Here is a 21,945-nt window from a genome sequence, read left to right as displayed (position 1 = left end):
AACTAAATTAATTGCTTATATTTTTACTTTGCTAGTTCTATTTTCAAAAGCTCATTTACTTTAGATGGATTTATCCCCTTGCTTTGCTTCATCACTTGTCCAACAAAAAAACCAAAAAGCTTATCTTTGCCATTTTTATACTCAATAACCTTATCTTTATTAGACTCTAAAATAGAACTTATAATGTCAATAATTGCTTCATCATTGCTTACCTGTTCTAATCCTAACTCATTTATTAGGCTATCCACATCTCCACCTTTTTTTGAAATTAGAACATCTAATATTTCTTTTGCGCTTTTTCCACTAATCTTACCCTCATCAATACGTTTTACTAAGGTTGCTAAAATCTTAGAATCTACCCCACAATCTTTTAATGTATTGCCTCCTTTTAGCCTACCTAAAAGCTCTGTATTTAGCCAAGTAATTGCACCTTTAACACTAGCACCCTCATTAATCATAGACTCAAAATATATGGCTAATTCTAATTCACTTGTTAAAACACTAGCATCACTCATTTTAATACCATATTCTCTAATATATCTATCTCTCTTTTCATCAGGCATTTCAGGTATTGCCTCACCTTCTTTCATTAAATCTTCAGGTATATTTACACTTAATAAATCTGGATCTGGAAAATACCTATAATCAGCTGCTTCTTCTTTGCTTCTCATTGATCTAGTAATACCTTTATTTACATCAAAAAGTCTAGTTTCTTGGAATATCTCCTCATCATATTTACCATCACTCCAAGCCTCAATCTGCCTTTCAACCTCATAATCTATTGCTTTTTGTATGAATTTAAAACTATTTAGATTTTTAATCTCAACTCTTGTATAAAGCTTATTATCACCTTTTGGTCGTATTGATACATTTGCATCACAGCGGAAACTTCCCTCTTGCATATTAGCATCACTAATCCCTAAAAATCTAACTATTGAATGAAGTTTTTTTAAATATGCTACTGCCTCTGTACTATTTCTCATATCAGGCTCACTTACAATTTCAAGTAGTGGTGTGCAGGCTCTATTTAAATCAACTTTAGAATAATCACTCTCGTGTATATTTTTACCTGCATCTTCTTCCATGTGAGCCCTAGTTATACCTATTATTTTAGTTTCTCCATTAATTTCTATTTCAACACTTCCAGATTCTACAATTGGTCTTTCAAATTGGCTTATTTGATATGCCTTTGGGGAATCTGGATAAAAATAATTTTTCCTAGCAAAGATTGAATTTTGATTAATCTTTGCATTAATTGCTTTGCCAAAAGAAATTGCCTTTTTAACAACATCTCTATTTAATACAGGAAGAGCACCTGGCAAACCTAAGCAAGTAGGACATACATTGCTATTTGCATCTTCTCCAAATGAAGTCGCACAAGAACAAAAAATCTTACTTTTTGTATTTAGTTGAGTATGCACCTCAAGCCCAATGATAGTTTCAAACTCCATAATTTAGCCTTTAAGTATGAAAATTACATAAAATTATAATAAAATAAATATAAATCCCAATATCTAAAAAGATTAAATTTAGCATTAAAATAAGCTTATAAGTTTAAATATTTTTAGCAAGAGCTTTAAAAAAACTATAATTTTCTAATTTTTGCTATTTCATCTCTTAATCTTGCTGCTTCTTCAAACTCTAGTTTTTTAGCAGCTTCGTGCATTTTCTTGCTTAACTCTTTTATAATCTTATCTTTTTCTTGTCTTGGAATCTTGCCTAATTTAATATTTTTTTCTTGTTTTGGCTCAATTTTTAGCTCATCTTCAATATTTCTCTTAGTATTTTTTGGAAAAATATTATTTTTTTTATTATAAGCCTCTTGCTTGTTTCTCCTATATTCGCTTATATCTATTGCTTTTTGCATAGATTTTGTAATTTTTTGAGCAAAGAATATAACCTTACCATTTACATTTCTAGCAGCCCTTCCCATAGTTTGTATGAGGCTTGTTTCACTTCTTAAAAAACCTTCCTTATCTGCATCTAAAATTGCAACTAAACTAACCTCTGGTAAGTCAAGCCCTTCACGCAATAAATTAACCCCAATTAACACATCATATTCACCTAACCTAAATGATCTAATTAAATGATTTCTCTCTATTGCATCAATATCACTATGCATATATTGTGTTTTAATACCTAGCTCTTGATAATATTTACACAAATCTTCTGCCATTTTTTTAGTAAGAGCACCTACGATAATCCTTTCTCCACGCTCTATTACAATCTTTATTTCATCATATAAAATCTCAACTTGCTTAGAAGAATCTCTAACTTCACATTTTGGGTCTAATAACCCTGTGGGGCGAACTATTTGTTCAGCTATATTATCTTTGCTTAATTTTAGCTCTAAATCTGCTGGAGTGGCAGAAACAAAAAGATAATGCGGTGCTTTAGATATAAATTCATCAAAATTAAGCGGGCGATTATCTAAAGCACTAGGAAGGCGGAATCCATACTCTACTAAAACCTCTTTTCTACTTCTATCTCCTGCAAACATTCCTCCAAATTGAGGCAAACTAACATGAGATTCATCAACAATTACAAGATATGGCTTTTCTTTCACATCAAAATAATCTAGCAGGCAATATGGCGTCTCACCCGGCTTTTTACCTGTCAAATGTCTAGCATAGTTTTCTATTCCCTTACAAATTCCATTTTCTTTTATCATTTCTAAATCAAACTCTGTGCGAGATTTTAATCTCATATATTCAACTTGTTTATCATTCTTAGTATAAAAAGAGAGTCTAGAATCTAACTCACTCTCAATACTGCTTATTGCTTTTTTTAGACGATTCTGTCCTACGATAAATGGATTTGCTGCATAAAGAACATAGGACTTTAATGATTTTATTTCTTTGTTATCAATAGAGTCTATAAATGATATTTTCTCACATACATCATCAAAAAATTCTACCCTTAAAACTTCATCTTCAATATAAGCTGGATAAATATCAATTATATCTCCATTTACTCTAAATTCACCTCTTTTTAAATACGAATCATTTCTACTATAACCCATCTCAACTAATTTTAATAAAAATTCTCTTTGTGATTTTTTATCATTTATTTCTATTTTTTCAATCATTTCCAAATATTCTTTAGGATTCCCAAGCCCATAATTAGCTGATACGCTAGCAATAACAATTACATCATCATAAGCTAAAAGTGATGTTGTAGCACTTAATCTAAGTCTCTCTAAATCCTCGTTAATACTAGAATCCTTTTCTATAAATAAATCTCTCCTAGGGATATATGCCTCTGGTTGGTAATAATCAAAATGTGAAATAAAATACTCTACTTTATTTTGTGGAAAAAACCCTTTAAATTCACTATAAAGTTGAGCACAAAGACTTTTATTATGCGACATTATTAAAGTTGGTATTTGAAGATTTGCAATAATATTTGCCATAGTGTAAGTTTTGCCACTACCTGTAACACCAAGAAGCATTTGGTATCTATTATTTTTACTTATGCTAGAAGTTATATCATTAATAGCAGTGGGCTGGTCTCCAGCTGGTTTAAAATTAGAATTTAAAATAAATTTACCCACAATATTACCTTAAAATTTTGTTACAATTATACATTATATTTTCTATATCAAACTATATCAAAAGGTAATATTATGAGTATTTTAGAGAGGCTTACGCAAAAGGTTGATGAATTATTAAATAAATTAGATGAACAAAATAGTGAAATTGAACGATTAAGGCTTGAAAATAGCACTATAATTAGTGAATTACAAGAAAAAGATAGACAAATAAACTCACTCTATGAAGAATTAGCATCAAGAGATCGCTCTTATGAGAATCTAATAAATAGAATAGATGAAGCAAAAAGATAGTGGATTCTAGACTTAGTATCGATTTGTATATTGCTGGAAGAAAAATGCAAGTAAATATTGCTTGTATAAACAGCAAGGCAAAAGATGAAATACAATCTTTGCTTTCACAAAAAAATTTAGATATAAAAGATATTCTTAAAGCATATATTCAAAAAACACAGGAATATTCTGAATTAGAACAAAAACTCTCAACTTTAATAAAAAAAATAGAAACATTGGATAAAAACTGAAATACTATTCAATACACCCACTTAAGCTAAATATCCCTCCATTGCAATACAAAAGTGATACTAAACTACAAAAATATCAAATAGTAAATATAAAAGTAAAAAATAAGAATATATTAGGAATTGTGATAGGAGAAGTAACAAAGCCTAATTTTGAATGTAAGGATATATTACTTAGTAATTTATCATTTAGCGAAAATCAAGTTTTTTTAGCAGAATTTATAGCAAATTATTATTGTGTAAATTTTGGAATATCATATGGAATATTTACCCCTAAAAATCAATCTAAAATAAACTCAACAAGGATAATAAAAACAAGCCCAAATGAACTAAGTATTAAGCAAAATCAAGCCCTAAATTTTATAAATAGCCATAATAAAACATTATTATTTGGAGACACAGGAAGTGGGAAAACAGAAATATATATATATGCAATGCTAGAGTGTATAAAAAATGGTAAAAATGTGATTTTTCTAATGCCTGAGATTTCCCTTACCCCACAAATGGAAAAAAGGCTAAAAAATGTCTTTGGAGATTTAGTTTGTATTTGGCATTCAAAAATTACTAAAAAAAATAAAGCTAATATTTTAGATAAATTAGATAGCTATAAAATTATTGCTGGAGCTAGATCTGCTCTATTTTTACCAATAGAAAATATAGGATTAATTATAGTTGATGAAGAACACGATGATGCTTATAAGTCAAACTCATCACCTAGGTATAATGCTAGAGATTGTGCAATTTATCTATCGCATAAAAAAAATATTAAATTAATATTAGGAAGTGCTACTCCTAGCCTAAATAGTTATTATAACTTTAAAAAAAATAATGATATTTTTAGACTTGAGGGAAGATATTTTAATAATAACAAAAAAATTATTTTTAACTCTAGCACAGAGATTTTAACTAATATATTAGTACAAAAAATATCAAATATATTGGTTAAAAAAAAGCAAGCTATTATTTTTGTTCCATTAAGAGGGAATTTTAAAATTCTACTATGCAATAGCTGCGGTAGTGGGATAAAGTGTAAAAATTGCAGTATAAATATGAGCTTACATAGTAAAAAAAATGCTATTATTTGCCATTATTGTGGGTTTAGTGAGCCATTTTTTACAAATAAGGCACAATGTAAAAATTGCAGTAAAAATAATTTTAAAGCACTAAAAGTTGGCACACAAGAAATAGCTAAAGAACTAAAAGATATTTTTAAAAATATTAGAATTGAAGTTTTTGATAGAGATGAAGTTACAACAAATTCTAAATTAAAAAAAATCTTAAATGATTTTAATAAAGGAAATATTGATATTCTAGTTGGAACGCAAATGCTTAGCAAAGGACATGACTATCATAATGTAGAATTAGTGGCAATTCTTGGAATTGATAATTTATTAAATAGTAGTGATTTTAGAGCATATGAAAGGTCTGTAAGTATGCTTAATCAAATCTCTGGTAGATGTGGTAGGAAAAATGATGGAGAAGTTTATATTCAAACCTTTAATAAAGATTTTTTTAGTAGATTTTTAAATAATTATGAGGATTTTTTAAATTTTGAACTAAACAATAGACTTAATTTCTATCCACCATTTACAAAATTAGCCCTCATAAGCTCACAGAATAAAGATGATAATACTGCAAAAAGTATTTTGCAAAATGCTAAAAAAATAGTAGAATCCTATAAAAGTGTTGAAATAGTTGGGTTAAATCGTGCCCCAATAGAAAAGTTAAATGGATATTGGAGGTATTTTATGCTACTTCGCTCTAATAACTTAAAAGAAATGTTACAAGCAATCCACCTATTAAAAAATAAACCTGTAATTATAGATATGGACCCTTTGCATATTATTTAAGGATTATTTATGAAAATAAATATTTTGGTAAATTCAATTTTACTTGAAGCTACATTACAATCATATCTTAAAGATCACATAGCAAATTATGAAGAATGTGATTTTATAATAGCAGATGAAATACCATCCGAAATAAATAAACCAATATGCCTTATAGGTTTTAGTGAAGATTCTGATATTATCAGACCATTTTACAAAGAATCCTTGCTAAGTGATTTAGAAAAATTCAATAATCAAATAAAAGAAATAGAACGTATAGATACAAATAAATTCAATAATATATTAGACCTAAATGAATTAGAGATGTTAAAGAATTCAATAGATTCTATCAATGACAAAAAAGAAAATATAGATATAAAAAATGAGATTGAAAATATCGTTCAAGACTTTACAAACAGGCTTTATGAAGTAATTAAAAGAAATAATGCAAAATAAAAAAGTAACTAGCATAAAGATAACAGGGGGTAGTCTAAAAGGAAAGATTTTGCACTCTGCCTTACTTTCACATACTCGCCCAACAAAAGCAATAGTAAGAGAATCTATATTTAATACTTTAAGAGAATTTATTATTGATAAAGTATTTTTAGAAGTTTTTGCAGGATATGGCAGTGTTGGATTTGAGGCATTAAGCAGGGGTGCAAAAAAAGTGATTTTTATAGAAAAAAACAAATCTAGTTTTGAAATCCTATTAAAAAATGTAAAACTTTTTAGTGGCTTTAATATTAATGTTTATAATAAGGATTCTATGTTATTTTTAAAGGAAGTGGCAACAGATTCTGATATTTTATATTTTGACCCACCTTTTGGCAACAACGGAGAATATTATATAGAAATATTTAAGATTCTAAAAACTATAAATATATCGAATAAAATTATAATTTTTGAACATATTTCTAGCTTTAATATGCCACAAGCTCTAGGAATACAAAATATAACCTTAATTAAACAAAAAAGATTCGGAAGGACTAGTATTAGCTATTATTTTTGATAAAATGACACAAAAAATTTAGGAGCATAGTTTAATGGAAGAAGAAAAAAAAGACAAGAGCAAAACTATAATAATTATAATATCAGTATTATTGATACTTTTAATAGCTATAGGAATAGCATTTTATTTAATGGTTAAAGTACCAGAAGAGAAAATACAGCAAAATCCTACAATACCACAAGAAGACAATACGCCAACAACACAAACAAATGCTAAATATATAAGAATAGGACCTATATTTAAACTAGACCAATTTATTGTAAATCTAGCAAATCAAAATGGAAGAAGATATTTAAAAGTAAATGTAGAATTAGAAATGACTACAAAAGAATTAGAAAATGAATTAACATCAAAAAGGGCTCCTATTAGGGATATAATAATTGATATTCTATCCTCAAAATCTGCTGAAGAAATAGGAACAACAAGGGGAAGATATAAAACTAAAGATGAAATAACACAAAGACTTAATGAAATACTTGTAGATGGAAAAATAAGAAATACATTCCTAACAGATATGGCAGTACAATGATTGGGATTGATTTAGTATCTATAGATAGAATAGAAAATCTAGTAAAAAAATATCAAAAAAAATTTTTACAAAGATTTTTAAATAAGAGTGAAATAAATTTAGTATCCACAAACAATGGTTATAACATACAAAGAATTGCTGGTTTCTATGCCTCAAAAGAAGCTTTATCAAAAGCTTTTGGTTGTGGGATAGGTGCTAGATTAAATTTTCATCATATAAAAATACAAAAAAATTCTAACAATTCTCCAAATATAAAATTAACAAAATATCTTAAAAAAGAATTTAAAGTAAAAAAAATAAATATATCAATAAGCCACGATAAAGACTATGCAATAGCTACCGCATTAATAAAGTATAAATGATTATATTTAATAATTTTTAAATTAGCATTACCTTTCATAAAAAACATTAATTATCAATAAAAATATATTAAAAAATTTATAAATCTATATAGTTTTTACAAAACTTAATAATTTTTTAAAAGTTTTTATAGAAATTATAGTTTTTATGTAGATTTTTTTAGCTTTTTAAGCTAATTTTAATATTTATTATTGATGATTGTCTTATAATATATTAAATAGTTAATTTAAACAACTATTTAGATAATGTTTCAAGGAGATATAATGAGTAATGCAGAAAATTTTGTTACTAAGGTAGAATTTGAAGGTGGATTGTGGAAAGATGAAATAAATGTAAGAGATTTTATCGTTAAAAATTACACCCCATATGATGGTGATAGTAGTTTTTTAAGCCCTCCTACAAAAAATACTAAAATTCTATGGGATAAAGTTTGCTCTCTCATGAAAATAGAAAGAGAGAGAAATGGCGTTTATAATGTATCAACTGATATTATCTCAACTATAACATCACATAAGCCCGGATATATTGATAAAGATTTAGAAAGCATAGTAGGACTTCAAACAGACGAGCCTCTAAAAAGATCTATTATGCCTTTTGGTGGATATAGAATGGTGAAAACATCGCTAAAAGCATACAACAAAACTGAAAACCCAAATGTAGCAAATGTATTTAAATATCGTAAAACTCATAATGATGGGGTATTTGACGCATATACAGATGAAATGCTTTTAGCAAGAAAAGTGGGTATTATCACAGGATTACCAGATGCTTATGGTAGAGGAAGAATTATTGGAGATTATAGAAGAGTAGCTCTATATGGTGTGGATAAACTAATTGAAGAAAAAATACAAGCTAAAAAGAAAATGATACCTGATGTAATGGACTCTCACACAATAAGGGATAGAGAAGAATTAAGCGAACAAATTAAATCCCTAAATGAGCTTAAAGAAATGGCTTTATCTTATGGCTTTGATATATCAAAACCAGCTTCAAATGTAAAAGAAGCAATTCAATGGCTATATTTTGCATACCTAGCTGCTACAAAAGAGCAAAATGGTGCTGCTATGAGTATTGGAAGAATCTCAACTTTCTTAGATATTTATGCACAAAAAGATTTGAATAATGGAACTTTTAGCGAAGGACAAATACAAGAAATGGTGGATCATTTTATAATGAAATTAAGAATGATTAGATTTTTAAGAACACCAGAATATGATGAACTATTTTCAGGTGACCCTACTTGGGTTACAGAATGTCTTGCAGGAATGTGTGTAGATGGAAGACATATGGTTACAAAAATGTCTTATAGATTTCTTCATACACTATATAATCTAGGACCAGCTCCAGAACCAAATATGACAATTTTGTGGAATACTAGACTACCTGAAAATTTTAAGAAATTTTGTGCAGAAGTTAGTATTAAAACATCATCTATTCAATATGAAAGTGATGAAATTATGCTTGAAGAGTTTGGCGATGATTATGGTATTGCTTGTTGCGTATCCCCTATGAAAATAGGAAAACAGATGCAATTCTTTGGTGCTAGATGCAATCTAGCAAAAGCCCTCTTATATGCTATAAATGAAGGTAAAGATGAAAAAACAGGACTTCAGGTAGGACCAAGTATTTCTCCTATTAAAGCAGAGTATTTAGATTATAAAGAAGTAAGAGAAAAATTAGATATTGTCCTAGATTGGCTTGCTAGACTTTATATTAACACATTAAATGTAATACACTATATGCACGATAAATACTGCTATGAGAGAATCCAAATGGCTCTACACGATGAGAAAGTCATAAGAACAATGGCAGGGGGAATAGCGGGGTTATCAGTAATTACAGATTCCTTATCTGCAATCAAATATGCTAAAGTTAAACCAATTAGGAATGAAGATGGCTTAATAATTGATTTTGAAATAAAAGGAGATTATCCAAAATATGGCAATAATAATGAAAATGTCGATGAAATTGCAGTAGAGCTAGTAAAAGCCTTCTCTCAAAGATTATCTCTGCACGATACTTATAGAGAGTCTATTCCTACAATGAGTGTTTTAACAATAACTTCTAATGTTGTCTATGGTAAAAAAACAGGCTCAACTCCAGATGGTAGAAAAGCAGGAGAGCCATTTGCACCGGGAGCAAACCCTATGCACGGAAGAGATACTAGTGGTTGTGTTGCAAGCTTTTGTTCAGTAGCAAAGATCCCCTTCCAATACTCAAAAGATGGAATCTCAAATACTTTCTCCATAGTGCCAAGTGCCTTAGGAAATGATAGCAAAACACAGCAAGACAACTTAGTAAATCTAATGGATGGATATTTTAGTGATAAAGGCTATCACCTAAATGTCAATGTGCTTCAAAGAGAGATGCTACAAGATGCTATGAATAATCCAGAAAAATATCCCCAATTAACAATCCGTGTAAGTGGATATGCAGTAAATTTCATCAAGCTCACAAGAGAACAGCAGCTAGATGTAATCTCAAGGACTTTCCACGAAAAAATGTAAATATATCTATCCTATTTTGGATAGATAGGATAAAATTCTTTTAAATCCTTAAATTTAATAATAACTAATCTGGCTATAAATTTAAATCTATGCTTAAGTTTAAATTTAAGATTCTGCCTTGTACAACTCTACATCATTCATTATATATATTTTATACATTAGCTTTTCTAATAGATTTAATTTTCGTGGCTTTACCTGCATAAAGGTAATTATCCTTTCTCTTAATTCTATATCATCTATTTTTGATATAAGCTCTAATCTCTTTTGAAATAAAATATCTTTCATTTGTTTGCTAATATTTATATTATCCCTTAAATGAAGATAATCAACAATAGAACCTAAAAGCATAGTATTTTTATTAAATGTAGCATTATTAAAATAGCGATATTTGCTTAAAAATTCATTTAATTGATATACTTTTGAGTGCCTAGCACATCTAATATGAAAAAACCAATCATCGCTAGGGTAAAATCTATTGTTATAACCGCCTATCTTAAAAAATAATTCTCTATGATGAAGAAGTGCTGATGGATGAAAGGGATTGTATTTTGCTACATAATCACAACTTCTAACATCTAGCTTTTTATATGTTTTAATCCTCAATACCTTATAAATTATGCCTTTCATAAAAGTATGTTTTAGATATTTCAAAACACTAAATAAAGGATAGGCATAAGCTTTAACAAAAGCTTTTAATTTAGAATCTTTATATTTTTCATAACCTATTAAACTTAGATTGCCAAAGTAGATTGCACGGCTTGAAATAAGGGAGGTATTCTCATCTACCCTATTTGTTGCCTCATTCATAGCTGATAAATAATTTGGAAGTAAAATATCATCATCGTGCAAGATACAGACCCACTCTCCACAAGATAGGGCAATAGCAGAGTTAAAGTTACCAAAAAGCCCTAAATTCTTATGATTTTTATAATATGTGATTTTATTTTTATAATTCTCCTCTAAATATTTTTGAGTTTGTGATATGGAGTTAAAATCATCTGTATTCTCAACTACTAATATCTCATAATGACTTAGATTCTCCCTATTTTTATTACTAGAATTACTCTGCCCCCCATTTCTAAAGTCTTGATTGAATGCAGATGCAAGTGCTTCTTTTAGGGTATCTAGTCTATTGTAGGTAGGAATGGCAATGCTAAATTTTGGATTTTTAGCTAGATTTTCTTGTTTAAAAATAAGCTCTGAATCTACTACAATATTATCACTTATCTCTAAAAACTCCCCACCACTAGAAAATATTTCCTCTGCCTTTTGCTCCCCTATATTTTGCATAATCTCTCCTTTGATTTTCTTATATTTCTTAAATTCCTTATAAATTTATCCTTTAATTGTGTTATCTAGTTTTTACTCCTTATATCTTTTAAAATCCAGCATTTTCTTGCTTTCTTATATTTTTAGCAATTTCTTAATCTTTATTAAATCTTTATCGTTTTCTTGATAGTTTCTGCTTTGTTTTTTTATAGATTTTTTTGCATAGCTTAAGGTAGAATCTCACATCAAACATAAACAATGGTTTAGTCTTAAATAGCCTTTTTATACGATACATAATAGTCGTTTTGATATAATCATCAATAATCGCCCTCTCTATCGATAATAAATGCAGTCTCATAAATGGGCTATTAGCAAGGTAGCTATACCAAATCTCACTCTTTGGGACACTTGGCTTCTTCCAAGGCTTATTATCGCCAATATAATGAAGCTGGATAGGAGAGAGCCTCGCATTATCTAGCTCCTCCCTGCTATAAACCTCTGGAATGTAGCCCTCCCAATGCTCTCCATAATGCTCCCACGCCCCATTCCACACGATATGGGCAGGACTAAGTGTCGCAATATGCGGGTAGCACACGACATTAAGCACATCTTGTTCGGCTAAGACAAGCTTAGAGGCATTAGCCTTTAGGTAATTAATGAGCTTAGATTCCAAGCCATCTCTTCGCCAAGCCTTTAAATTAGCTATCAAATAGCCCCCACCAACGCCATATTTAATAGCCTCAAACTCCCTCTCACTAAACTTCTTATAACCACTCTTCCACCCCTCTAGCGGGTATATGCAATCTGGATTATTCGCCCTCACTCCTGCGATATAAGCATCGCTTTGAAAGGCTAAGAAGCTCCTTGATACATCGCCCAAAAAGACCACATCAACATCAGAGATAATGATTTTTTCATACTCTCTAAAATAGCTATCAAGCAATAATTTATAGAGAAATTCTTTTGAAAAATGAGCTTGCAAGCCTAAACTTTCCCACTCTGTGCTAAAGGTATCATTTGCATTAATAAATTCCAAACTTGCAAAGTCGCTAAACTCTGCGATACTCTTTATTAAGAGATTCTGAAAATCATCTGAAACATCATTGTGGATAACATAGAGCTTGTAAAAAAGCTTTGCCCTATTTGTAGGGTTTAGGGAGCTTGGCTCTTTTATGTTAGGTGGATTTATTGGGCTTGTTTGACTTGTTAGCTCTGTTTGACTTGTGGGATTGGCATAGCAATCTTTATTTGGGTTGGTTAGATTTATTGGGTTTATGTGGTTGGTGTGCTTTGTGGTATCATAGCAATCCTTACACAAATCAAGGTTTGGATTTAGGGGGCTTATTAAAGCAGGGCTTAATATTGCTGGGTTTAAGGTGGGGCTTTGCTCTATGGGATTTAGGGCGTGGTTTTGTTCTGTATTTAGGGCGTGGTTTTGCTCTGTATTTAGAGTGTGGTTTTGCTCTGTGTGATTTAAGTCATAGTTTTGTTCTTTTGTGTTTAAGGGATTGAAACTTTGTTCTAGGGTATCTAAGCAGGTTTGACTTTTTTGTTTGTGATTTAAGTTTGTGCTTTTGTGCTTTGTATTATTAATTTTAATGTTGTCATATTGAGTTTGCATAGCAAAAGATGAAATATTCTCTTTATGTACCTGCATAGCAAGTGAGGAAACTTGCATTGTAGAATCCTTAGATTCCACTCTTGAAAGTGAAGAAACACTCGCATTAGGTGCTTTATTGCATAGCGAAGAAAAATGAGAGGTTTGATATGAATTTAAATGAGATTCTTTTTTGGATTCTAATTTAGATATTTCATTAGATTCTAATAGAGATTCTTTGCTCGTGCTTTGCCCTCCTTCATAATGACAAATGGAATCAAAATGATTAAGATGATTAAGAGAAGCAGAAAGAGACTTAGAGTAAAAGGTGGATTTAGAACAAGTAGTTTTTAAATCACCTACCTCCTCTCCTCTATTATTAAATTCAGATTTAGAACAAGCAGTTTCTACCCCCCCCCGTAGGTAGAATCTACCTCATAGAATCTATTGGCATTCTTTAGCAGTGAATAGAATGCTACACTCGCAGGAATTGCATAATTTTTATCAAAGCAAAACATTATAGGGATAGTAATTTCTTTTAATTGATATTCTTTTTGCAATCTATTCTCCTTTTTGCATTATTTTATTCTTTAAATTTGTAGATTTTAACAAAATACTTTAGCATAGTGATTTTAGAATGTTTTTTAAGCCCTCAATCACAAAAGAAACTTGCTCTTTGCTTATAATATATGGTGGCATAAAATATACTACTTTACCAAGAGGAATTGCATAATTTTTATCAAAGCAAAACATTATAGGGATAGTAATTTCTTTTAATTGATATTCTTTTTGCAATCTATTCTCCTTTTTGCATTATTATATTCTTTAAATTTGTAGATTTTAACAAAATACTTTAGCATAGTGATTTTAGAATGTTTTTTAAGCCCTCAATCACAAAAGAAACTTGCTCTTTGCTTATAATATATGGTGGCATAAAATATACTACTTTACCAAGAGGACGAATTATCAATCCCTCTCTCAAAGCTAGTCTAGCAAACTTTAGGCTAATAGTTCTATCAAATTCCCCTACTAAATCAAAGGCAAATATCATTCCTTTATGGCGGATATTGCTAACTATATTAAATTCTTTTAATTCTAAAAACTTTTCAAAGATAAATTTACTTAGAATCTTATTATTTTCTATAATATTATCATTCTCAAATATATCCATTACAGCGTTTGCACAAGATATTGCTAGAGGATTCCCTGTGTAGCTATGAGAGTGCAAAAATGCCCTAGAATATTCACCATAAAAGGCATTATAAATTAAATCACTAGTAACCACCACAGAAAGAGGCATATAACCGCCTGTAATCCCTTTAGAAAGGCATAAAAAATCTGGCACAAAATCGCATTCTTCTAAAGCAAACATCTCTCCACTTCTTCCAAAACCAACTGCAATTTCATCAAAAATTACATATATGTCATTCTCTCGTGCAATTTTGCATACTTCTTTAATAAATTCACTTGAATAGATATTCATTCCACCTGCACACTGAACTAGTGGCTCTAAAATAAATGCACAAATATTATTTTTATTATTTACTATTATATTTTTAAAAGACTCTATTGCTTGTTTAATAGAATCTATCGAAAAATCTTTTGGCAAAGGTGCTTGTATATTATGAAGTAAAATTCTATTATAAATGTCTTTATAGATTCCAATATCTCCAACACTAAGAGCCCCAATGGTCTCTCCATGATAGGAATTATTAAGAGATAAAAAAATATTTTTATACTTATCTTTAAAAGCATTTAAATGGTAGCTCATTTTAAGAGCTATCTCAACAGCAGAACTTCCATTATCCCCATAAAAACACTTATTTAAATCCAAAGGGAGCTTTGAAATAAGTCTCTTAGAAAAATTAGCTATTCCATCATAGGTATATCCTGCAAAAATTATGTGCTCAATTAAGTCTAGCTGCTCTTTTAACTTAGAGTTTATGTAATCATTACTATGACCAAAAAGATTTACCCACCACGAACTAATACAATCAACATAAGGCTTATCATAAAAATCATATAGATACACTCCTTTGCCCCTTTTTATTGGCATAATAGGAAAATTTTGCATATCTTTCATCTGTGTGCAAGGGTGCCAAATAAATTCCAAATCCTTAGAAATTAGGCTTTTTATTTTAAATTCTATATTCATAAGTTTCCTTCAAAATTTGGTATTTTTATATAGCTTTATTTGCTTTAGTTTGATATAATCGCAAAATTATACTTCAACTTTTTCTAAATAAAGGATTTATCTTTGATAACTTGGATGCAGCAAAACAAAAAGTACTTAATAATAACTATTTGGATAAGTGCAATATCATTTATAGCTGCTGGTATGCTAGGTTGGGGTGCTTATAACTTCTCTTCTTCTCAAAATGCTGTGGCAAAAGTAGGGAAAATTAATATTAGCTTTAATGAACTAAATTTAGAATATCAAAATATTTTAAATAATTATGAAGAAAAACAAGGAAAAACATTAGATAAAGAACAAGCTGATATGCTAGGTGTAGAAAATATCGCTATACAAATGCTAATCAATCAAGCTTTATTAGAAAATTTTGCACTAGATTCTGGTCTTAGAATTAGCAATGAAGAGGTATCAAAACAAATTAGCAATACCTCTAGTTTTCAAAAAAATGGTGTATTTGATACAGAGCTTTATAAAGAAATTTTAAAACAAAATAGAATTAAGCCACTTGAATATGAAGAAATGGTTAGAAAGAAATTATTGGTTCAAAAAATCTCATCAGCATTTCCTGCTATCGCAACTCCGCTAGAAAAAGATGTAATGAGCCTTCCGATAAACTTACAAGATAAATTATCAATACAAATAATTTATTCTAAAGATATAAAAGTAAATATAACAGATAGTGAGCTAAAAGAATTCTATGAAAAAAATAAAGAATCCTATAAAGAAGATAAAAGCTTTGAAGTAGAAATGATAAAATATAATATAGATGATATTAACGCAAATGAAGATGATATAAAAGCATATTATGAGCAAAATCAACAAAATTATACAAATAATGGTGTTAGAAAAAGTTTTGATGAAATAAAAGAGCAAATTAAAGATGATTATAAAAATTGGAGAGCAAAAAGAAATGCTTTAGAAACTAGTGTGAAGCTAAGAGACTCTAAGATAGAAGGTAAAAAAACAATAATATCTCAAAAAGATAATAAAGAGCTTATCAATGCCATACAAAATATAGGCAATAAAATAGAGCCTATATTACTTGATAAAACTTATTGGATAGTAAAAGTCATAAAAGAAAATCCTCAAGAGATAAAGGAGTTTTCTAGTGTAAAAGAGCAAGTCAAAAATGACTATTACCCAAAAGCACAAAGAGAGGCTATGATAAAAGAAGCAAAATCTAGATTAAATGTTTTTAAAGGTAATAATATAGGTTTTTATGGTATAAACAGCCAAAAGACAATCCCAAATTTAAATCAACTTGAAAGCCAACAAGTAATAGCAGAAATCTTTAATAAAAATGATAAAAATGGCTATGTAATACTTGGAAATAAAGTAATTTTATATAATATTTTGGAACAAAAAGTGCTGAAAAATGATTATAATGCAAGAATATTAGATAATTTTAAAACAATGATTTTAGAACAAAGTATGTTTGAGTTCTTATCCCAAAAATACAAAATAATAAATAACCTCAAAAAGGATTCATAAAGTGGAGCAATTAATTCTTGCCATTGATATAGGTTCTTCAAAAATATGTTCTCTAATTGCAGATCTAAAAAATGGAACTCCGCACATAATAGGTGTTGGAGTTCAGCAATCAAGAGGTGTTAGAAAGGGTACAATAACAAATATAGAACAAGCTAGTAGTGCTATAAGGGAATCTGTTAATGAAGCTAAAAGAATGGCAGGGACAAACATATCACAAGCATATATTTCATTATCTGGAGCTTGCACTAAAAGCACTAATATGGGCGGGATAATTAATAACCCAAATAATGATATAGGAATTCAAGAAATAAATAGAGTAATGCAGACTGCCCTATACAATGCAAAATCAATGATACCTAGCAATTATGAAGTAATTCATGTATTGCCATATTTTTTTAAACTTGATGATAGAGAATATGTAGATGACCCATTTGGTATGAGCGGTGCTAGGCTGGAAGTATCTACGCATATAGTATATGTTCAAAAATCAGCACTAGATAATCTAAAAAAAGTAGTTAAAAATGCTGGAATAGAGGTAATAGGAATAGTTTTAAATGCCTATGCTTCATCAATTGCTGTACTTAATAACGATGAAAAAGAAATGGGGGTAGGTTGCATTGATATGGGTGCAAGTAGCTGTGATATTATGATACACCATGGAAATTCTATGCAATATGATGATTTTCTAGGAGTTGGATCTGGACATATAACAAACGATATTGTATTAGGGTTAAATACGCCAATACCTGCAGCTGATATGATAAAAATTAAATATGCAACATTAAATGAATTAACACCTGAAGACTTGGATTCTACACTAGAAATTCCAACAAATACTGACGATAGCAGAAGAGTTTCACTTGAAATACTGCATAGCATAGTATTCTCTAGAGTGTTAGAAACATTACAAATAATTGAACAATCCATAGAAAGAAGTGGTCTTAGGAATAATATGGGTGCTGGTATAGTCATAACCGGTGGTATGGCATACATGAATGGTCTAAAAGAATTAGCTAAAGGTGTATTTATGAATCTACCAATAAGAATAGCTGAGCCAAAAGAAGTTAATGAATCTTTTAAATTACTAAAATCAAGAGATACACCCTATGCTTCCTATTCTACTGCTGTTGGTTTGATACTATATGCTTCTGGGAAATTTACAAATTATGAATTAGATTCTAATAAGAAATTAAAACATACTCAAAATGCCCGCTCTTCTCAAAAATCAAACTTATCAGATTTAGAAGTTAAGGAAAACGATTTAACAGATCTTGAAGTAATAAAAAATAAGGAAGATGATATTAGAATAAAAAAGATAAAAGAAAAGAGAAATGGCGTTACGGAAAAAGTTGTGGATTTCTTTAAAAAAATGTTTTAATTATAGGCAAATGAAGGAGGTTAAATGGAAATAAATATAGAAGAATTACAACCAATAAATGAAATTAAAATTAGCGTAGTTGGTGTAGGTGGAGGAGGGAGCAATACAATAAATCATCTAATAACTCACGGAGTTCATGATAGTATCAAGCTAATAGCACTAAACACTGATGCACAGCATTTAAAAACAGTGTTGGCACACAATAAAATTCAAGTTGGTGAAAAAACTACAAGAGGCTTGGGAGCGGGTATGAAACCTGACCTAGGTAAAAAAAGTGCTGAAGAAAGCTATGATAAAATCAAAGATGAATTAATAGACTCTAAGATTGTTTTCATTGCTACAGGACTTGGAGGTGGGACAGGAACGGGTGCATCTCCGATAGTTGCAAAAGCTGCAAAAGAAATTGGGGCTTTGGTTATAGCAGTTGTAACAAAACCATTTGCATACGAAGGTAGTAATAGAGAAAAACTAGCAGAAGAGGGTTTAAAAGAGCTTAAAAAAGAGGTTGATACTATAATAGTAATACCAAATGAAAAACTACTATCAATCATTGATAAAAGTTTAGGAATGAAAGATAGCCTAAAAATTGTTGATAATGTGCTAGCACAGGCTGTAATAGGTATTTCATCTTTCATTCTAAGTGATAGTAATGGTGGTATGAATATAGACTATGCTGATTTAAATGCAGTTATGGCATTTAAAGGACTAGGCTTAATTGGTATAGGAGATAAAGAGGGAGAAGATTCTGCGATAGAAGCAGTTAAAGAAGCTATAGAATCCCCTCTTTTTGATAATGTTAGTATAAAAGGTGCAAAAGGAGCATTAGTTCATTTTGAAATAAATGAAAATTATCCTATGTTTAGGATAGCTGATGCAGCAGATATGGTAAGTCAACATTTAGATAAAGGTTCTAACCTAAAACAAGGGTGGTCATTTAACAATAATTTAAATCCAACTCAAATAAGGGTTACATTGGTTATTACAGGTTTTGAAAAAGAAGTTTTACAAAATGATTTTACGCCAGAGATAGAAGAAAATATAACACAAAATACAGATATAAAATCGCTTGAACAAAAAATTAAACTAAAAAAAGTAGTGGGTGGTAATAGAGATTATTCTAACATAGACTTAGATTACCCTTCATTTCTAAGACAACAACAAGATTAAATTTGTGAAGATTCTACTGCTTGTTATTATTATAATAGCAGGGGGATTTTTCTTCTTTAATCAAAAAACTTCTAAAAAATCTATTTGTCCCTTAAATAATACAAACATAATTACCATAGGAGATAGTTTAGCAAATGGCTTTGGTATCAATAATGAAGATAGTTTTGCTATCCAAATTCCAAAGAAATTAAATAAAAATGCCACAAAGAGGGGTATTGATGGAGAAACTACAAGTGGGTTATTACAAAGAATAGACAGCGAGTTAAATAAAAATAATATAGCAGCAATTATTATATCAATAGGTGGAAATGATATTTTAAGAAATATTAACAAAGAAAAGACAAAACAAAATTTAGACCTAATAGTAAAAAAAGCTAAAGAAAAAACAAGCTGTGTAGTTCTACTTGGCGTTCCTGATGGAGTATTAGGAAGCATAGTTGGTAATGTATCGCCAATTTATAATGAAATTGCTAATAAATATAATGTATTGTTAGAATCTAGTTCTATGCCAAAGATTCTAAAAAGTAGCAGTCTAAAGGTGGATCAAATACACCCAAATAAAGAGGGGCATTCTATGATAGCTGATAACATTGTAGGTTTGATAAAAAGAAATAAATAAAATTATTTTATAAAATGTGATACAAATTTTGACATATTATCCATTATTCCACCACCTTTACGGAAGCCAAGCCCACAACTCTCATAAGCAAAAAATACATTTGGTTGATAATAAAATCCATTATAAAAATTTAGTTCATAAAATTCTTGATAAATTTTTTTATAATTGCCATACTCACCATCTTTTTGTTCTAAAATTTTACCACTATTATCTAGTATTTTTATATTTGCCCCCTCTCTTCCAAAAGAAACTTTTTCTATTTGTTTTTTATTATTCAGTTTGTCATAGCTAGTTTCTAGCAACAATGGATGACTTGGAAATAAATCCCATAATATTTTTAACATTCTTTTGCTTTGAAATAGCAATGTATATGCTGGATTTAAAAAAATAGTATTTTTATTTTCCATCATTTTATTTATGATTAATGCAAGTTCGGGTTCATCAATAGATATTATCTCCCAAGGAAGTAGTTTAAATAAAAATTCATATTGCTTATCATTAAAAAATACTCCATTTTCTTCATTAAAAACAATCTCATCAATATAGCAAAAATTACTATTTAATCCTGCATTCAGTGCACATTCCATTAAAAATCTAGTAGTTCTCTCCTCTTCACTATTCCCTCTAATACTAGAAAACAATACACTCCAACCCTCATATATCTCATCAAATTGTTCTATATCATTTCCTAAAGTTATCATTCTTTTAAAGTTATTACTAACTGCCTCAAATATGTTATTAAATTGAGAATCTTCATTCATTCCATTATGTTTTAATAAAGCCCATTGCACTAATGCACTCTCATAAAGTAATGTTGGAGTATCAGCATTGAATTCTAATAACTTTATAGGTTTGCCATCAATCCCACCAGCAAAATCAAATCTACCATAAATATGCCAATGCACCTCATTTTCCCAGCTTTGCTTGATTGTATCAATCAATATTGTAGGAATATCAAGCTCAAAAAATAAATTATTTTTTATTACATATTCTCCTGCCTCAATAAACATATCATATAATTCATTTCCGGCTTCATAAAATGCCTCTGCCTCATCATTAGTAATTCCTATTGCTTCATCTTGAATATATGGTGTATTATCGCTATCTGTATGCCATTCTAATCCAATTTCCTCTAACATTTCATTATTAAGTGGTTCTAGTTTAACTATATTCATATTTTCCTCCTAACAAAGTTCACTTCTATTTTTAGCATTTTGGTAATCCTCTAATGTATCTATTCCAATAGAATCTGTGCTAACTTCTAACATAAATATCTTTTTATTGTGCCACAACGCACGAAGTTGTTCTAGTTTTTCTACCTCTTCTAGTGGAGATTGTGGTAATTTACAAAATTCTCTCAAGCTTTTTGCACTAAAAGCATAAATTCCAAGATGTCCAAAATAACTTGTTTTAATATCGTCTCTATCGTATGGAATTTTTCTTCTTGAAAAATACATTGCATAAGAATGGCTATTTAAAACTACTTTTACTATATTTGAATCACTAGCCTTATTAGAATCTATTATCTTATAGCAGCTAGACATAAAGACTTCATTCTTTTTATTTTCCATAGTTTTTTTTAGATTTTCTATTATATTAGTTTCTATGAATGGCTCATCACCTTGAAGATTAATTATAACCTCATCGTCATTTAATCCTAACTTCTCTACCACTTCAGCACATCTATCAGTTCCACTAGTATGTTTAGAGCTGGTTAAAATACTATCTACACCATATTCATTGCATATTTTAACAATTTTTGCATCATCACAAGCCACAATACTTTTATCTACTTTATTTGCAATATTTGCAACACAGACAATAATAGGAATTCCATTAAGTGGTAACAAAAGTTTATTTGGTAATCTAGTTGATTTAAGCCTTGCTGGTATAATAATCATAAATCTACCTCTTTAAAAATCATT

21 protein-coding genes are annotated in these 21,945 nt (G+C 29.4%); 12 read left to right on the top strand and 9 right to left on the bottom strand.

Going from position 1 to position 21,945, the window contains the following annotated elements; all coding sequences use genetic code 11:
- Positions 1–23: 23 nt before the first annotated feature.
- Positions 24–1,451, bottom strand: coding sequence for an Asp-tRNA(Asn)/Glu-tRNA(Gln) amidotransferase subunit GatB (gene gatB / locus CQA44_RS02520; RefSeq protein WP_181881747.1), 1,428 nt, complete (start codon positions 1,449–1,451; stop codon positions 24–26).
- 134 nt (positions 1,452–1,585) lie between these two features.
- Entirely contained in the window at positions 1,586–3,553 is a 1,968-nt protein-coding gene (uvrB, locus tag CQA44_RS02515; RefSeq protein ID WP_115545706.1) for an excinuclease ABC subunit UvrB, read from the bottom strand.
- 72 nt (positions 3,554–3,625) lie between these two features.
- Between uvrB and CQA44_RS02510 the strand changes: the two genes are divergently transcribed.
- The 8 genes from CQA44_RS02510 (at position 3,626) to pflB (ending at position 10,305) form a co-directional block, all read left to right on the top strand.
- On the top strand, positions 3,626–3,844 hold the full coding sequence (locus tag CQA44_RS02510; RefSeq protein ID WP_115545705.1) for a hypothetical protein: 219 nt from the start codon (positions 3,626–3,628) through the stop codon (positions 3,842–3,844).
- Positions 3,844–4,074, top strand: a complete 231-nt coding sequence (locus tag CQA44_RS02505) for a hypothetical protein (RefSeq protein ID WP_115545704.1) — start codon at positions 3,844–3,846, stop codon at positions 4,072–4,074. The genes CQA44_RS02510 and CQA44_RS02505 overlap by 1 nt, the downstream gene beginning before the upstream one ends.
- On the top strand, positions 4,071–5,921 hold the full coding sequence (locus CQA44_RS02500) for a primosomal protein N' (RefSeq protein WP_115545703.1): 1,851 nt from the start codon (positions 4,071–4,073) through the stop codon (positions 5,919–5,921). Before CQA44_RS02505 ends, CQA44_RS02500 begins: the two co-directional genes overlap by 4 nt.
- Positions 5,922–5,930: 9 nt before the next feature.
- The gene (locus CQA44_RS02495) at positions 5,931–6,356 is read left to right on the top strand and encodes a hypothetical protein (protein WP_115545702.1); all 426 of its coding nucleotides are present in this window, start codon (positions 5,931–5,933) and stop codon (positions 6,354–6,356) included.
- The gene (gene rsmD, locus CQA44_RS02490; RefSeq protein WP_115545701.1) at positions 6,346–6,909 is read left to right on the top strand and encodes a 16S rRNA (guanine(966)-N(2))-methyltransferase RsmD; all 564 of its coding nucleotides are present in this window, start codon (positions 6,346–6,348) and stop codon (positions 6,907–6,909) included. The genes CQA44_RS02495 and rsmD overlap by 11 nt, the downstream gene beginning before the upstream one ends.
- A gap of 34 nt (positions 6,910–6,943) precedes the next feature.
- Entirely contained in the window at positions 6,944–7,438 is a 495-nt protein-coding gene (locus tag CQA44_RS02485) for a flagellar basal body-associated FliL family protein (RefSeq protein WP_115545700.1), read from the top strand.
- Positions 7,435–7,800 carry a holo-ACP synthase gene (gene acpS / locus CQA44_RS02480; RefSeq protein WP_115545699.1) on the top strand — a complete coding sequence of 122 codons (366 nt, stop codon included), beginning with the start codon at positions 7,435–7,437 and terminating at the stop codon, positions 7,798–7,800. Before CQA44_RS02485 ends, acpS begins: the two co-directional genes overlap by 4 nt.
- A 261-nt stretch (positions 7,801–8,061) precedes the next feature.
- On the top strand, positions 8,062–10,305 hold the full coding sequence (gene pflB, locus CQA44_RS02475) for a formate C-acetyltransferase (RefSeq protein ID WP_115545698.1): 2,244 nt from the start codon (positions 8,062–8,064) through the stop codon (positions 10,303–10,305).
- Positions 10,306–10,410: 105 nt separating this feature from the next.
- Here the strand turns inward: pflB and CQA44_RS02470 are convergent, their stop codons facing one another.
- The 5 genes from CQA44_RS02470 to CQA44_RS02455 all read right to left on the bottom strand — a co-directional run bounded on the left by CQA44_RS02470 (position 10,411) and on the right by CQA44_RS02455 (position 15,326).
- Positions 10,411–11,595 (bottom strand): glycosyltransferase family 2 protein, encoded by a 1,185-nt coding sequence (locus tag CQA44_RS02470; RefSeq protein WP_115545697.1) that lies wholly within the window; start codon positions 11,593–11,595, stop codon positions 10,411–10,413.
- Between the two features lie 151 nt (positions 11,596–11,746).
- Positions 11,747–13,252 (bottom strand): glycosyltransferase, encoded by a 1,506-nt coding sequence (locus CQA44_RS02465; RefSeq protein WP_115545696.1) that lies wholly within the window; start codon positions 13,250–13,252, stop codon positions 11,747–11,749.
- Positions 13,253–13,578: 326 nt separating this feature from the next.
- The gene (locus CQA44_RS02460; RefSeq protein WP_115545695.1) at positions 13,579–13,731 is read right to left on the bottom strand and encodes a glycosyltransferase family 8 protein; all 153 of its coding nucleotides are present in this window, start codon (positions 13,729–13,731) and stop codon (positions 13,579–13,581) included.
- A 58-nt stretch (positions 13,732–13,789) separates the two neighbouring features.
- On the bottom strand, positions 13,790–13,966 hold the full coding sequence (locus CQA44_RS12460) for a hypothetical protein (protein ID WP_181881745.1): 177 nt from the start codon (positions 13,964–13,966) through the stop codon (positions 13,790–13,792).
- A 58-nt stretch (positions 13,967–14,024) separates the two neighbouring features.
- Complete coding sequence (locus tag CQA44_RS02455; RefSeq protein ID WP_115545694.1) at positions 14,025–15,326, bottom strand: adenosylmethionine--8-amino-7-oxononanoate transaminase; 1,302 nt, start codon at positions 15,324–15,326, stop codon at positions 14,025–14,027.
- Positions 15,327–15,428: 102 nt separating this feature from the next.
- Between CQA44_RS02455 and CQA44_RS02450 the strand changes: the two genes are divergently transcribed.
- The 4 genes from CQA44_RS02450 to CQA44_RS02435 are packed head-to-tail and all read left to right on the top strand — an operon-like array spanning position 15,429 to position 20,020.
- Positions 15,429–16,856, top strand: coding sequence for a peptidylprolyl isomerase (locus CQA44_RS02450; RefSeq protein ID WP_115545693.1), 1,428 nt, complete (start codon positions 15,429–15,431; stop codon positions 16,854–16,856).
- A 1-nt stretch (position 16,857) separates the two neighbouring features.
- Positions 16,858–18,234, top strand: coding sequence for a cell division protein FtsA (gene ftsA / locus CQA44_RS02445; protein WP_181881744.1), 1,377 nt, complete (start codon positions 16,858–16,860; stop codon positions 18,232–18,234).
- 24 nt (positions 18,235–18,258) lie between these two features.
- Positions 18,259–19,401, top strand: coding sequence for a cell division protein FtsZ (ftsZ, locus tag CQA44_RS02440; RefSeq protein ID WP_115545691.1), 1,143 nt, complete (start codon positions 18,259–18,261; stop codon positions 19,399–19,401).
- A gap of 4 nt (positions 19,402–19,405) precedes the next feature.
- Entirely contained in the window at positions 19,406–20,020 is a 615-nt protein-coding gene (locus tag CQA44_RS02435) for a GDSL-type esterase/lipase family protein (protein WP_181881743.1), read from the top strand.
- Positions 20,021–20,022: 2 nt separating this feature from the next.
- On the opposite strand, the gene CQA44_RS02430 is transcribed toward CQA44_RS02435, so the two are convergent.
- Both CQA44_RS02430 and kdsB read right to left on the bottom strand, forming a co-directional pair.
- Positions 20,023–21,195, bottom strand: coding sequence for a glutathionylspermidine synthase family protein (locus tag CQA44_RS02430; protein ID WP_115545689.1), 1,173 nt, complete (start codon positions 21,193–21,195; stop codon positions 20,023–20,025).
- A 9-nt stretch (positions 21,196–21,204) separates the two neighbouring features.
- The gene (gene kdsB, locus CQA44_RS02425) at positions 21,205–21,921 is read right to left on the bottom strand and encodes a 3-deoxy-manno-octulosonate cytidylyltransferase (RefSeq protein ID WP_115545688.1); all 717 of its coding nucleotides are present in this window, start codon (positions 21,919–21,921) and stop codon (positions 21,205–21,207) included.
- Positions 21,922–21,945: the final 24 nt, after the last annotated feature.

The sequence above is a fragment of the Helicobacter sp. MIT 14-3879 genome (assembly GCF_003364125.1).
Note: the sequence above shows the minus strand (reverse complement) of the source record. Positions and strands in the feature narration are given on the sequence as shown.

Excerpts from the sequence above, each read along its gene's own strand:
- CQA44_RS02470 (WP_115545697.1), bottom strand. The coding sequence starts at position 11,595 with ATGCAAAATATAGGGGAGCAAAAGGCAGAGGAAATATTTTCTAGTGGT.
- kdsB (WP_115545688.1), bottom strand. The coding sequence starts at position 21,921 with ATGATTATTATACCAGCAAGGCTTAAATCAACTAGATTACCAAATAAA.
- rsmD (WP_115545701.1), top strand. The coding sequence starts at position 6,346 with ATGCAAAATAAAAAAGTAACTAGCATAAAGATAACAGGGGGTAGTCTA.
- CQA44_RS02430 (WP_115545689.1), bottom strand. The coding sequence starts at position 21,195 with ATGAATATAGTTAAACTAGAACCACTTAATAATGAAATGTTAGAGGAA.
- ftsZ (WP_115545691.1), top strand. The coding sequence starts at position 18,259 with ATGGAAATAAATATAGAAGAATTACAACCAATAAATGAAATTAAAATT.
- gatB (WP_181881747.1), bottom strand. The coding sequence starts at position 1,451 with ATGGAGTTTGAAACTATCATTGGGCTTGAGGTGCATACTCAACTAAAT.
- CQA44_RS02485 (WP_115545700.1), top strand. The coding sequence starts at position 6,944 with ATGGAAGAAGAAAAAAAAGACAAGAGCAAAACTATAATAATTATAATA.
- CQA44_RS02495 (WP_115545702.1), top strand. The coding sequence starts at position 5,931 with ATGAAAATAAATATTTTGGTAAATTCAATTTTACTTGAAGCTACATTA.
- CQA44_RS02510 (WP_115545705.1), top strand. The coding sequence starts at position 3,626 with ATGAGTATTTTAGAGAGGCTTACGCAAAAGGTTGATGAATTATTAAAT.
- pflB (WP_115545698.1), top strand. The coding sequence starts at position 8,062 with ATGAGTAATGCAGAAAATTTTGTTACTAAGGTAGAATTTGAAGGTGGA.
- acpS (WP_115545699.1), top strand. The coding sequence starts at position 7,435 with ATGATTGGGATTGATTTAGTATCTATAGATAGAATAGAAAATCTAGTA.
- CQA44_RS02455 (WP_115545694.1), bottom strand. The coding sequence starts at position 15,326 with ATGAATATAGAATTTAAAATAAAAAGCCTAATTTCTAAGGATTTGGAA.
- CQA44_RS02465 (WP_115545696.1), bottom strand. The coding sequence starts at position 13,252 with ATGCAAGTTTCCTCACTTGCTATGCAGGTACATAAAGAGAATATTTCA.